The 11,951-nt window shown below is 66.5% G+C and carries 14 protein-coding genes; 3 read left to right on the forward strand and 11 right to left on the reverse strand.

All coding sequences use genetic code 11. The annotated features are described in order from the left end of the window. Position 1: 1 nt before the first annotated feature. The 4 genes from argC to IBJ06_RS06065 all read right to left on the reverse strand — a co-directional run bounded on the left by argC (position 2) and on the right by IBJ06_RS06065 (position 2,981). Positions 2-934, reverse strand: a complete 933-nt coding sequence (argC, locus tag IBJ06_RS06050; RefSeq protein WP_292158214.1) for an N-acetyl-gamma-glutamyl-phosphate reductase — start codon at positions 932-934, stop codon at positions 2-4. Positions 935-1,427: 493 nt separating this feature from the next. Beyond that, positions 1,428-1,922 (reverse strand): 30S ribosomal protein S9, encoded by a 495-nt coding sequence (gene rpsI / locus IBJ06_RS06055; RefSeq protein WP_292158217.1) that lies wholly within the window; start codon positions 1,920-1,922, stop codon positions 1,428-1,430. Between the two features lie 2 nt (positions 1,923-1,924). Next, entirely contained in the window at positions 1,925-2,398 is a 474-nt protein-coding gene (gene rplM, locus IBJ06_RS06060; RefSeq protein WP_292158536.1) for a 50S ribosomal protein L13, read from the reverse strand. A gap of 268 nt (positions 2,399-2,666) precedes the next feature. Next, complete coding sequence (locus IBJ06_RS06065) at positions 2,667-2,981, reverse strand: hypothetical protein (RefSeq protein WP_292158219.1); 315 nt, start codon at positions 2,979-2,981, stop codon at positions 2,667-2,669. A 232-nt stretch (positions 2,982-3,213) separates the two neighbouring features. On the opposite strand from IBJ06_RS06065, the gene IBJ06_RS06070 reads away from it, so the two are divergent. From IBJ06_RS06070 to IBJ06_RS06080, 3 genes are all read left to right on the forward strand, one after another. Continuing rightward, positions 3,214-4,782: a DEAD/DEAH box helicase gene (locus IBJ06_RS06070; RefSeq protein WP_292158221.1), complete on the forward strand. Its 1,569-nt coding sequence runs from the start codon at positions 3,214-3,216 to the stop codon at positions 4,780-4,782. A gap of 121 nt (positions 4,783-4,903) precedes the next feature. Next, entirely contained in the window at positions 4,904-5,959 is a 1,056-nt protein-coding gene (locus IBJ06_RS06075) for a GGDEF domain-containing protein (protein ID WP_292158223.1), read from the forward strand. After that, complete coding sequence (locus IBJ06_RS06080) at positions 5,943-6,773, forward strand: 1-acyl-sn-glycerol-3-phosphate acyltransferase (RefSeq protein ID WP_292158224.1); 831 nt, start codon at positions 5,943-5,945, stop codon at positions 6,771-6,773. Before IBJ06_RS06075 ends, IBJ06_RS06080 begins: the two co-directional genes overlap by 17 nt. On the opposite strand, the gene IBJ06_RS06085 is transcribed toward IBJ06_RS06080, so the two are convergent. The 7 genes from IBJ06_RS06085 to IBJ06_RS06115 all read right to left on the reverse strand — a co-directional run bounded on the left by IBJ06_RS06085 (position 6,761) and on the right by IBJ06_RS06115 (position 11,909). After that, positions 6,761-7,153: an iron-sulfur cluster assembly accessory protein gene (locus IBJ06_RS06085; RefSeq protein WP_292158225.1), complete on the reverse strand. Its 393-nt coding sequence runs from the start codon at positions 7,151-7,153 to the stop codon at positions 6,761-6,763. The genes IBJ06_RS06080 and IBJ06_RS06085 overlap by 13 nt on opposite strands. Positions 7,154-7,157: 4 nt before the next feature. Further along, positions 7,158-7,544 (reverse strand): SUF system Fe-S cluster assembly protein, encoded by a 387-nt coding sequence (locus IBJ06_RS06090; RefSeq protein WP_292158228.1) that lies wholly within the window; start codon positions 7,542-7,544, stop codon positions 7,158-7,160. Between the two features lie 2 nt (positions 7,545-7,546). Beyond that, positions 7,547-8,929, reverse strand: a complete 1,383-nt coding sequence (locus IBJ06_RS06095; RefSeq protein ID WP_292158230.1) for a cysteine desulfurase — start codon at positions 8,927-8,929, stop codon at positions 7,547-7,549. Then, the gene (sufD, locus tag IBJ06_RS06100) at positions 8,908-9,930 is read right to left on the reverse strand and encodes a Fe-S cluster assembly protein SufD (protein ID WP_292158232.1); all 1,023 of its coding nucleotides are present in this window, start codon (positions 9,928-9,930) and stop codon (positions 8,908-8,910) included. Before sufD ends, IBJ06_RS06095 begins: the two co-directional genes overlap by 22 nt. A gap of 170 nt (positions 9,931-10,100) precedes the next feature. Continuing rightward, a complete protein-coding gene (gene sufC, locus IBJ06_RS06105) occupies positions 10,101-10,850 on the reverse strand; it encodes a Fe-S cluster assembly ATPase SufC (RefSeq protein WP_292158538.1) in 750 nt (249 codons plus the stop codon). Further along, positions 10,850-11,392: a hypothetical protein gene (locus IBJ06_RS06110; protein ID WP_292158234.1), complete on the reverse strand. Its 543-nt coding sequence runs from the start codon at positions 11,390-11,392 to the stop codon at positions 10,850-10,852. Before IBJ06_RS06110 ends, sufC begins: the two co-directional genes overlap by 1 nt. Before the next feature lie 181 nt (positions 11,393-11,573). After that, positions 11,574-11,909 carry a GIY-YIG nuclease family protein gene (locus IBJ06_RS06115; protein WP_292158236.1) on the reverse strand — a complete coding sequence of 112 codons (336 nt, stop codon included), beginning with the start codon at positions 11,907-11,909 and terminating at the stop codon, positions 11,574-11,576. Positions 11,910-11,951: the final 42 nt, after the last annotated feature.

An 11,951-nucleotide genomic window follows, 5' to 3' on the forward strand; every position in this document is an offset into this window, starting at 1 on the left:
ATCAGGTCAGCCCGGTGGCCTCGTCGAGGCCCAGCATGAGGTTGAGGTTCTGGACCGCCGCACCGGACGCCCCCTTGCCCAGATTGTCCAGCAGGGCGACGAGGCGGGCCTGATGCCCGTCGCGGTCGCCGAAGACGTGCAGGCGCAGGCGGTTGGTGCCGTTCAGGCCCTCCGGCGTCAGGCCGATCATGGCCTCGGTCTCCTCCAGCGAGGCGACCTCGACGAACCGGGCGCCGTCGTAGGCCTCGACGAGCGCGCCTTGGATCACCTCGATCGAGGGCTGGGCCGGCAGGGCCGACAGGTGCAGCGGCACCTCGACCAGCATGCCCTGTCGGTAGTTGCCGACCGCCGGCGAGAACAGGACGGGACGAGAAAGTCCTGCATGTTTCGTCATTTCCGGCACGTGCTTGTGCTTGAGGGTGAGGCCATAGGCCCGGAAGGGGTCGGGGGTGCCGTCCTCGAATTCCGCGATCATGGCCTTGCCGCCGCCGGAATAGCCCGAGACGGCATTGACGCTGACCGGCCAGTCGGCGGGGATCAGACCCGCGCGCGCCAGCGGCGCGACCAGGGCCAGGAAGCCGGTCGGATAGCAGCCGGGGTTCGACACCCGAGTCGAGCCGGCGACGGCCTCGCGCTGGCCGGGGCGCAGTTCGGGAAAGCCATAGGTCCAGCCGGGCGCCACGCGAAAGGCGGTCGAGGCGTCGATCACCCGGACCGCCGGGTTCTCGACCATGGCCACGGCCTCGCGCGCCGCATCGTCGGGCAGGCACAGGATGACCGCATCGGCGCTGTTCAGGGCCTCACGCCGCGCCTCGGGATCGCGCCTGCGGTCGCCCAGCAGGATCAGCTCAAGGTCGGGACGCCCCTCGACCCGCTCGCGGATCTCAAGGCCCGTGGTGCCGGCTTCGCCATCAATGAACAGGGTGTGGGTCATATGGCCTTCTAACGCGTGGAGGCGGATTTGGGACTCGGGAAAATACCGTCTGAATAGTCTGAATGGTCTGAAATGGGAGCGGTCGTTTGGCCTTCGTCCCTTCTCCCGATGGGAGAAGGTGGCGCGGGAGCGCCGGATGAGGGGCTGCGGCCTCTATCGGCGACCGCCGTGGCAGGACCGGTGCGACGGCTCACGCCGAAAGACACGGCGAGCCCCTCACCCCCTGCCCCCTCTCCCAATGGAGAGGGGGTGAAAATTACCGTCTGAACCGTCTGAACCGTCTGAATTCGTGCCTCCATCACCCGGGGCATCGGCAACCGGACAGTATGGACGACACCCGCACCCGGGCGGGAAGAACGGTGCGAGAAGTGCGCGGGACGTTAAACGGGCAGAGCAAATCGCCGGCAGATTTCACACCTCAGCCCACCGACCCAACAAAAAACGCCCCGGGTTCCCCCGAGGCGCCTTTTGTAGACCAGATCGCGGTCGCGGTTTAGCGCTTCGAGAACTGGAAGCTGCGGCGGGCCTTGGCGCGGCCGTACTTCTTGCGCTCGACGACGCGGCTGTCGCGGGTCAGGAAGCCGTGGGGCTTCAGGACCTTGCGCAGCTCCGGCTCGTAGTGGGTCAGGGCGTGCGACAGGCCGTGGCGGATGGCGCCGGCCTGGCCCGAGAGGCCCGAGCCCTCGACGGTGCAGACCACGTCGAACTGGGTGGTGCGGTCCGAGACGGTCAGCGGCTGGGCGACCATCATCTGCAGCACGGGGCGGGCGAAATACTGGGCCAGCTCCTTGCCGTTGACGGTGATCTTGCCCGAGCCGGGCTTCACCCAGACGCGGGCGATGGCGTTCTTGCGCTTGCCGGTGGCATAGGCGCGGCCCAGCTTGTCGAGTTTCTGGACGTGAACCGGGGCCTCGGCCTCGGTGGTGCCCATGCCCTTCAGGGCGTCAAAGCCGGTTGCGGCGGTGTCGGTGTTGGTCGCGTCGGTCATGATCAGACGGTCCGGGTGTTCTTGGCCGACATCGATTTGAAATCGATGACTTCCGGCTGTTGGGCTTCATGGGTGTGCGTGCTGCCGGCGAACAGGCGCAGGTGCGTCATCTGCTTGCGGGCCAGCGGGCTTTCCTTGGGCAGCATGCGCTCGACGGCCTTTTCAAGGACGCGCTCCGGGAAACGGCCGTTCAGGACCTTCTCCGGGGTGGTTTCCTTGATACCGCCCGGGTGACCCGTGTGACGATAATAGACCTTGTCGGTCAGCTTGGCGCCGGTGAAGACGACCTTGTCGACATTGGTCACGATGACATAGTCACCGCAGTCGACGTGCGGGGTGTAGTCCGGGCGGTGCTTGCCGCGCAGGCGGTTGGCGATGAAGGTCGCGAGGCGGCCCACCACGACGCCTTCGGCGTCGATGTGGATCCACTTCTTCTCGACATCGGCCGGCTTCAGCGAAGCCGTGGTGCTCTTCAGCATGTCTGAGGTCCTGATGGTCGGATGACGCCCCAGAAAATGCGGTGCGCCGGATTGAAGGCGGGCTGCTACAGGATCGTCGCAGCGCCGTCAATGGCAGTTTGAGCACAGTAATGGCATTACAGTGTTGTTCTGTAACGCTTTTCTTTGTACGGTATTAAATTACCGTGCTGAAACGGGCGAATTCTCAGCTTCGACCGCGCACCAGGGTGTTCCGGACCCGCCGTCCCAGCGGATCGCGGGCCATCCAGCTGTCGCCGATCTCGGCCTAGACGATGTCGCTGCAGAAGCGCGGGATCATGAAGCCGGGCCGGATGCGGGTCAGGCAGACCTTGTCGCGATCCACCTGCCACCGGGCGGTGATGCGGGTGCCGTCCGAAAAGCGGCCCTCATAGCTGCCGTCGCGGTTGAACCAGTGCTTGACCCAGCCGCCATCCGGATAATGGGACATGACCGTGTTCTCGAAAGCCACGGCCATGAAGGGTGGCACAGTGTCGGTGCGGGCATCGCCCGCCTGCAGACCCGTGCCCGAGCCGAGCACCAGACCCATGGCCAGAACGACCAGCAAAAGCGGCTTGCGCACGCGCATCCCTCCCCTTTCAACTTCCCCGCCCGAACTATTAACGATCTGTTAGGTTTTGCAAGACCGGCGGCAGGTCAAATACTTGACTTCGCCGTGTGGATATCTATATGCGGCGCTCGTGCTCGGGACAGGAACGGCAACGGGGCCGCCCGCACGCCCAGAGGGGCGGTTTCGCGCACAGTCGGCTCCATGCGGGAGCCCTCCCCTTTCCTCCCGAACATACAAGGTTTGAATGACCGACTTTTCCCAGCTGGGCCTTTCGCCCACGACGCTGAAGGCCGTGATCGACACGGGCTATACCTCTGCCACCCCCATTCAGGCCCAGGCCATTCCCGTGGCCCTGGCCGGACGTGACGTTCTGGGGATCGCCCAGACCGGAACCGGCAAGACCGCCGCCTTCACCCTGCCGCTGGTCGAGCGGCTGGCGACCGGACGGGCCCGGGCCCGCATGCCGCGCGCCCTGGTGCTGGCACCGACCCGCGAGCTGGCGGACCAGGTGGCCGAGAGCTTTGCCAAATATGCCAAGGGCACCAAGCTCAACTGGGTGCTTTTGATCGGCGGGGTGTCGATGGGCGACCAGGTCGCGGCGCTGAACAAGGGCGTCGATGTGCTGATCGCCACGCCCGGCCGCCTGCTGGACCTGTTCGATCGCGGCAAGATGCTGCTGACCGGGGTCGAGGTGATGGTGGTCGATGAGGCCGACCGCATGCTGGACATGGGCTTCATCCCCGACATCGAGCGCATCTTCAAGCTGACGCCGCCAAGGCGCCAGACCCTGTTCTTCTCGGCCACCATGCCGCCCGAGATCACCCGCCTGACGACCCAGTTCCTGAAGGACCCGACGCGGATCGAGGCCTCGCGCCCGGCCATGACGGCCGAGACCATCACCCAGTATATGGTCCGCATTCCGCGCAGCGACCCCAAGCTGAAGCGCGAGGCGCTTCGGGCCCTCGTCAGCCGCGACGACGTCAAGAACGGCATTGTCTTCTGCAATCGCAAGTCGGACGTCGATGTCGTCGCCAAATCCCTGAAGCGACATGGCTTTGATGCCGCGCCCATCCACGGCGACCTGGACCAGAGCCTGCGCATGAAGACGCTGGCCGACTTCCGCTCGGGCGCGCTGAAGATCCTGGTGGCGTCGGACGTGGCCGCGCGCGGGCTCGACATCCCCGACGTCAGCCATGTGTTCAACTATGACGTCGCGCACAATGCCGACGACTATGTGCACCGGATCGGTCGCACGGGGCGGGCCGGCAAGCTGGGCCAGACCTTCATGATCGTGACGCCGTCGGACGACCGCTCGCTCGACAAGGTGCTGAAGCTGATCAAGATGACGCCGGAAGAGCTGACGCTGGATCTGTCCGGGGGCGGCGAGGCCCGCCCGGCCAAGGCCGGTGATCAGGGCCCTGCGGCTGAAAAGCCGGCGCGGTCGCGCCGTCAGGCCAGCCCTGCCGTTGCCGAAGAGACCTCCGGCGAGGCCCCGGCCCGCCGGTCGCGCTCACGTCGCAAGCCTCTGGCCGAGACGGCTGAGGTGGAGACGGATACGGCTCCGGTCGAGGCCCGGCCTGTCGACCAGCCGGTTGAAGCGCCGAAGCCGGAAGCCTCCGCTGCCGAACCGCGCAAGCGTTCGCGCTCACGCGGTGGACGGGGTCGCAAGGCCGATGGTGGGCCGGAGGCCCGCAGCGACACGAACGCTCGCAAGGGTTCCGATACCGGCGGGGCGACGGCCCCGGTCAAGGCCTCTGACAGTTCGGCCTTTGGCAGTGACGGCGTGCCGTCCTTCCTGCGCCGACCTATCTGAGCGGCTTGATCGCATCCGCGAATCCCCGTTCTTCGGCCGCGCTTAACCCGCTGTTACGCTTCGGCGGTTAGGTTTGAGCGTCGGTCCAGAATGGACCGGGGTGCCCGGGGGGACAGAGCCTATGACGGAAAAGGTCGACACCACCGTAAGGGGGCCGGAAGCCTATGCCCTGGCCCGGCGCGTGCTGGACGACATGGAAGCGGCCGGCGTGTGGCCAACCCCCGTCAATTTCGAGCTGTGGCTGCACTATGTCGGAGACCCCGAAGGCCCGCTGGGCCGCGAGATCCGGCGCATCCTGGCAACCAAGGAGCCGTTCTCGGAGTCGACCTCCGAAATGCTGGCGTCGGAATACCTGCCGCGCGGTCGCCTGAGCGAGGAAATCCGCGACGCGGGCCGCCTGCTGGACAAGGAACTGTCCTCGGTGGCCAGCACCATCGCCAATGCTCACAGGTCGCAGGTTGAATACGGCGTGACCCTTGCCGCCGCATCCGGCAAGATGGAGGGTGTCGAGAACGCCGACACGCTGAAATCCCTGGTCAGCACCCTGGCCGATGCGACGCACAAGGCGCAGACGCAGAACAGCACGCTTGAGAAACAGCTCGAGACGTCCACGCGCGAGGTGGCCAAACTGCGTGAGCACCTGGAGCAGGTGCGACGCGACGCCATGACCGACGCCCTGACCAATCTGGCCAACCGCAAGGCCTTCGACGAACACCTCGAGGGCTCGGTCGACGCCGCCCATGCGACGGGCAAGGGCCTGACCCTCGCGGTCATCGACATCGATCATTTCAAACGCTTCAACGATACCTGGGGCCATCAGACCGGGGATCAGGTGCTGCGCTATGTGGCCAGTGTGCTGGGCCGGACGGCCAGGTCACCGCGCCTCGCCGCGCGCTATGGCGGGGAAGAGTTCGCCATGATCTTCCCCGAGGAGACCACGGCCGCGGTCGAGAAGGCGCTGAATGCGGTGCTCAAGGAAATCTCGTCCCGGGCGCTGCGGCGGCGGTCGACGAATGACGAGCTGGGGGCCGTGACCATTTCCGCCGGCTTTGCCCGCCTGCGGGCCGGAGAGACCGCCGCCTGCCTGCTGGAGCGGGCGGATGCCGCGCTCTATGCCTCCAAGCGGGGCGGCCGCAACCAGGTGACCGACGCGGACCAGCTTGAACAGGCCGCCTGACATTTCGGACGACGGGCCCCTTGCCCCCTTCAGCCGCCCGCGCAGCCTCGCCTTCGCGACGGCCTACTGGAGCCTGTCGGTCGTCTATTGCCTCGCGGCGGTGATCGCGGCCCTGTTGCCGGGCCGCAAGGCGACCGGCTGGATCATCCGGCGTTATGTGCGGCGCATGGTGCAGGCCATGCGGCTGCTGGCCGGTATCGGTCTTGAGGTTCGCGGGCGCGACCGCCTGCCCAAGGGCGGCTTCATCGTCGCGGCCAAGCACCAGAGCTGGGGCGACGGCTATACGGTCTACGACCAGTTTCCGGACCTCGCCTTTGTCACCGGCGACCACCTGGAGAAATTCCCGTTGATGAGCACGGTGCTGAGGAAGCTCGGGGCCATCGTCGTCAACAACTGCGGTGGTCATGAAGCCCGGGCGGCACTGAAGCGGCGGGCGGCCGACGCCCATGCCGAGGGGCGCCGCATCCTGATCTATCCCGAGGGCAATCTGGCGAAGGTCGGCGAGAAATTCCGCTATCGCGCCGGCGTCTGGCACATGTACCGCGACTTCGACATGCCGGTCGTGCCGGTGGCCACCAATCTGGGCCTGTTCTGGCCGCAGGAGCAGTTCCTGAAACGCCCCGGCACGGCGACGATCGAGTTCCTCGATCCCCTGCCGACCGGTCTGGCCAAGGAGGAATTCATGGCCCGGCTTGAGACGGCTATCGAAGGCCGCACCGCCGAGCTGGTGGCCGAGGCGACCGGCCAGCCGGTCACGCCCGCCGTACAGGTGCCGACCCCGGATGAGGTGCGAAAGGCCGCTCAGGCGTCCTGAGACACCGGGGTGATGGTCACGCTTTCACCGCAGCCGCAGGCGTCGGTCTGGTTCGGATTGTGGAACACGAATTTGGAGGCCAGATCCGTGACCTGAAAATCGATCTCGCTGCCGATCAGGAACAGGACGGCCCTGGGATCGATCAGAACGGTCGCGCCCTTGTCCTCGACCACCTCGTCCAGCGGTTCGATCCGCTCGGCATAGTCGACCGTATACTCCTGCCCCGCGCAGCCGCCGTTCTTGACGCCGATGCGCAGCCCCACGCAGGGGCCGGAGGACGCCTCGGTCAACTGCCGGACGCGGGCGGCAGCTGCTTCGGTCAGGCGAACGGCCTGCGGGCGAGGACGACGGGCGGGGCGTGTGGTGGTGAGGTCAGTCATCGGGTCAGAACATATTGAGGGCCAGTTTGGCCTCATCGCTCATCTTGGAGGGATCCCAGGGCGGGTCGAACACCAGATTGGCCTTGGCCGAGCGCACGCCTTCGACCGTCATCACGGCGTCCTCGACCCAGCCCGGCATTTCGCCGGCCACCGGACAGCCGGGCGCGGTCAGGGTCATTTCGACCAGCACATCGCGGTCGTCATTGACGTCGACCTTGTAAATCAGACCCAGCTCATAGATGTCGACCGGGATTTCGGGATCGAACACAGTCTTGAGCGCCGCGACCAGATCGTCGGTCAGGCGGTCGAGTTCGGCCTGGCTGAGGGCGCTCTTTTGGGGGGCGTCCCAGCTCTCGGCGAAATCGGGGCTTTTGGTGATGGCGTCGTCCATGGCTAAACGAAGAATTCCCTGGCCTTGATGAGGGCGGCGGCGAAGGCGTCCGCGTCCTCCACCGTATTATATAGGGCGAAACTGGCCCGCGTGCTTGAGGTCAGGCCAAAGCGGGTGGCCAGAGGCTCGGCACAGTGCAGACCGGCGCGCACCGCCACGCCGTAGCGGTCCATGATCTGGGCGATGTCGTGGGCGTGGGCGCCGTCGACGGTGAAGGTGAAAATGGCCCCCTTGCCGGGCGCGGTGCCGATCTCGGTCAGCCAGTTCAGCCCAGACAGACGCTCGCGCACCCGCTCCAGAAGGGCGGCCTCATGCGCCTGCACCGCAGCGCGGTCGATGCTGGAATACCACTCGAGCGCCGCGCCCAGTCCGATGGCCTCAAGGATCGGCGGGGTGCCGGCCTCGAACCGCTGGGGCGGCCTGGCATAGGTGACGCGGTCCTGGCTGACCGACTGGATCATCTCGCCCCCGCCCTGATACGGCGGCAGGGAGTCGAGCGCTTCGGCCGTGCCGTAGAGGGCGCCGATGCCGGTCGGGCCGAACAGTTTGTGGCCGGTCAGGACATACCAGTCGCAGCCCAGCGCCTGGACGTCGGGCGTCGCATGAACCGCGCCCTGACAGCCGTCGATCAGCACCCGGGCCCCGGCGGCGTGGGCCATCCGGACGATGTCGGCGACCGGATTGATGGTGCCCAGCACGTTGGACATGTGGGTGACGGCGACGATCCGGGTCTTCGGGCCCAGCAGGTCGGCACAGGCGTCCATGTCGAGGGTGCCGTCGTCCCGCACGGGAATCCACCTCAGCACCGCGCCATACCGTTCGCGCAGCATGTGCCAGGGCACAATGTTGGAGTGGTGCTCCATCTGGCTGACGAGGATTTCGTCGCCCGGCTGGATGGACTGGCCGATGCCGGCGGCGACCAGATTGATGGCCTCGGTGCCGCCCTTGGTCCAGACGATCTGCTCGGCCGAGGGGGCGTTCAGATAGCGGGCGACGATTTCCCGCGCCGCCTCGAACGCCTCGGTCGTCTCATTGGCCAGGGTGTGCAGGCCGCGATGGACGTTGGCATAGCTGCCCTCCATCGCCGCCGTCAGGGCGTCGATCACCGCGCGCGGCTTCTGCGCCGAGGCGGCCGAGTCCAGATAGACCAAGGGTCTGCCGTTCACCTGTCGCGACAGGATGGGGAACTGGGCGCGGACGGCGTCGGCGTCGAGGCTTGCTGATCCTCCCCTGCTTGCGGGGGAGGGGGACCCCGGAGAGGTGGAGGGGGCGGAACCAGCGACGGCGTTTGGACTCGCCCCCTCCACCGCCGTTCCGGCGGTCCCCCTCCCCCGTTCCGCTGCGCTACCCGGGGGAGGAGCCATCATGACCTTTCCGTCAGCCATGCGCGGACCTCCTCTCGCGCGCCGTCGTGCTCGATGCGGTCGACGACCTCGAACAGAAAGGCCCGGGTCAGAAGCGCCCTCGCCTCCTCCGCCGACAGGCCCCGCTGCTGCATGTAGAACAGGGCGCTCTCGTCCAGCGTGCCGACGGTATTGCCGTGGGCGCACTGGACGTCGTCGGCATAGATGATCAGCTCGGGCTTGGCGTCGACCTCACCCCGTTCGGACAGGATCAGGGCGTTGTGAGCCATCCGCGCGTCGGTGCCGTCGGCCCCGCGCTCGACCACGATCTTGCCCTGGAAGACGCCGCGCGCGGTGTCGCGCACCACCCCCTTGGTCAGCTGCGAGGTCTGGCCGTCGGCGGCCCTATGGGTCACGACCGAGGTCAGATCGGCATGGCGATCGCCCGACAGGGCATAGAGTCCGTCCAGACGGACGTCGGCGCCGCGCGCATGGTGGGCGACCTCGGTCTCGAAGCGCTGCAGCTTCGCGCCCGTGGCAATGATGGTCTGGCGATAGCGGGCACCCGGCTCGACCTTCACGCGGGCCTGGGTGACCGACAGGGCGTCTTCCGGCTCATCGACCAGAACCACGCGGATGACCTCGGCGTCGTGGGCGATGTCGATGTCGAGCCGGGTGTGGGCGATATAGGCGGCCCCCTCCCCTTCGTGGGTTTCCAGCAACAGCAGCTTCGCCCCGGCCCGGGCCGAGACACGCGCCGACACCGTATGGCCGGTGCCGATTGCCTTGGAAATCAGCCGCAGCCGCAGGGTCTGATCGCCGCAGACCATGCGCGTATCGGCCCCGACCGGGCGACCGTTGACGAAGACCATGGCCTCGCCGCCCAGGGCCTCAAAGGGTCCTCCGCCCCAGAGAGGCACGGGTGCCGACGGCGACGGTGGCGGGGCCTCGCGCAGATATTTCCGCAGGTCCGAATACTTCCAGGCCTCAACACGCCGCGAGGGGAAGGTGGCGGGATCGTTGAGATTGAAGGCGGCGGTCACTGGATCCTCCCCCGTTCACGGGGGTGGAGGCCGGCGCGTACACGCGCCAACGACGGGACCCTCCGCAGGAGGGTGGAGGGGGCGGAACCAAGCGTCGCGGATGAGGTCGCCCCCTCCACCACTCCGTGGTCCCCCTCCCCCGCGGCGCTTCGCTTGCTTGGGAGGATCATTCAGGCCGCCTCGCCGACGTAGCGGTCATAGCCCTCGGCCTCGAGCTGGTGGGCCAGTTCCGGCCCGCCCGAGGCGACGATCTTGCCGGCGGCCAGCACATGAACCTTGTCCGGTTTGATGTAGTCCAGCAGGCGCTGATAGTGGGTGATGACCAGCATGGAGCGCTCGGGGCCGCGCAGGGCGTTGACCCCGTCGGCCACGATGCGCAGGGCGTCGATGTCGAGGCCGGAGTCCGTCTCGTCGAGGATCAGCAGCGACGGCTCCAGCAGGGCCATCTGCAGGATCTCCATCCGCTTCTTCTCGCCGCCCGAGAAGCCGACGTTGAGCGGCCGCTTCAGCATGTCGAAGTCCATCCTGAGGGCCTTCGACGCGGCCTTGACCGCCTTCAGGAATTCGGGCGCGGAGACCTCGGCTTCGCCGCGCGCGCGCTTCTGGGCATTCAGCGCCGTGCGTACGAAGGTCAGGGCCGGGACGCCGGGAATCTCGATCGGATACTGGAACGACAGGAAGACGCCCTTGGCCGCGCGCTCGGCCGGGTCGAGATCCAGCAGGTCCTCGCCGCGCCAGGTGACGGTGCCTTCGGTGGCTTCATAGCCCGGACGGCCCGACAGGGCGTAGCCCAGCGTCGACTTGCCCGCGCCATTGGGGCCCATGATGGCGTGCACCTCGCCCGCCGGAACGTCGAGCGTCAGGCCCTTGAGGATGGGAGTGTCACCGACGGCGACGTGGAGGTTGGAGATGGAGAGCATCAGCGGGGAAACCATGAACCAGGAATGTTGGGGTGTAGATCGCGCTGGAAATAGGCCCGAACCAGAGCGCGGCGGACGACCTTGGCATCGATGCCCTGATCCAGCAGATCATTGGTGGTATTGATCAGAAGGTCATCAATAGCCGAGGATCCGAGGGGATTCGTCCTGTCCAGCTCGGCCCAGTCCTGAGCGACTTTCCAGTGCGCGTCTTGGAAACGCGTTTCCCACTCCAACGTCAGATCATCCTCGTCCGTTATGCCGAATGCCGCCTTGTTTCCGACCGTGAACCACATGGCGTGCATGGCAGCCAGAAAAGCCGGATTTTCCACTGGCAGTCCGGACGCATCTCCGATCACAGAATCAATGAAACAACGCGGGCAGTGAGCCGTGTCGCCGGAGTCTTTGATCCAGTCCTCAATCTCAGACGGCGAAAAAGTCTCTCGGCAGTAGAAGCAGCCGCAGATGCGGCTGGCCTCAATCTCTGCGCGGTGCCCGGAAGAATGCGCATGGGCGGCCCCAAGGTCTTCGTCGGAAAACGTCACCCCACGCTCCCTTCCAGGCTGATCGCCATGCCAAAACCCGTCATCCTCGGGCTTGTCCCGAGGACCCATGGGTCAGCAACCGCGGCGCCGGGCCGCGTGGGCTTGATGGATCGTGCCAAACTCAACCCATGAGCCCGCCGGGACGACAGGCCCTCGGGACAAGCCCGAGGGTGACGGGAATTTATTCGCCCGTCGGCCCGTGTTTCCATTCGGGCGAGCGATCCCAGGCCAGCGACAGGTCCTCCCAGTGCGGGTTGTCCCGTTCGATCAGATTGATCTTCCAGTCGCGAAGATACCGCTTCAGCGATTTCTCTTTCTGGATGGCGTCGGTGATCCGCTCGAAGGGCTGATACCAGACCAGTCGTTTCAGGCCGTGCTTTTTCGTAAAGCCCTCGACCGCCCCGATGCGGTGCTGCCCGACGCGGGCGTACAGGTCGCTGGTCGCACCGATATAGAGCGTTCCATAGGGCGCGTTGGTCAGGATGTAGGTCGCGATGAACGGGCGTTCTCTCGGCATCACTCTCCTCCGTCTCCCTCGGGCTTGTCCCGAGGGCCCATT

Source organism: Brevundimonas sp. (genome assembly GCF_016742135.1).
In the GTDB taxonomy this organism is placed as follows: domain Bacteria; phylum Pseudomonadota; class Alphaproteobacteria; order Caulobacterales; family Caulobacteraceae; genus Brevundimonas.

Excerpts from the sequence above, each read along its gene's own strand:
- IBJ06_RS06095 (WP_292158230.1), bottom strand. The coding sequence starts at position 8,929 with ATGGCTGACGGAAAGGTCATGATGGCTCCTCCCCCGGGTAGCGCAGCG.
- IBJ06_RS06090 (WP_292158228.1), bottom strand. The coding sequence starts at position 7,544 with ATGGACGACGCCATCACCAAAAGCCCCGATTTCGCCGAGAGCTGGGAC.
- sufC (WP_292158538.1), bottom strand. The coding sequence starts at position 10,850 with ATGCTCTCCATCTCCAACCTCCACGTCGCCGTCGGTGACACTCCCATC.
- IBJ06_RS06075 (WP_292158223.1), top strand. The coding sequence starts at position 4,904 with ATGACGGAAAAGGTCGACACCACCGTAAGGGGGCCGGAAGCCTATGCC.
- rpsI (WP_292158217.1), bottom strand. The coding sequence starts at position 1,922 with ATGACCGACGCGACCAACACCGACACCGCCGCAACCGGCTTTGACGCC.
- IBJ06_RS06085 (WP_292158225.1), bottom strand. The coding sequence starts at position 7,153 with ATGACTGACCTCACCACCACACGCCCCGCCCGTCGTCCTCGCCCGCAG.
- IBJ06_RS06070 (WP_292158221.1), top strand. The coding sequence starts at position 3,214 with ATGACCGACTTTTCCCAGCTGGGCCTTTCGCCCACGACGCTGAAGGCC.
- IBJ06_RS06115 (WP_292158236.1), bottom strand. The coding sequence starts at position 11,909 with ATGCCGAGAGAACGCCCGTTCATCGCGACCTACATCCTGACCAACGCG.
- argC (WP_292158214.1), bottom strand. The coding sequence starts at position 934 with ATGACCCACACCCTGTTCATTGATGGCGAAGCCGGCACCACGGGCCTT.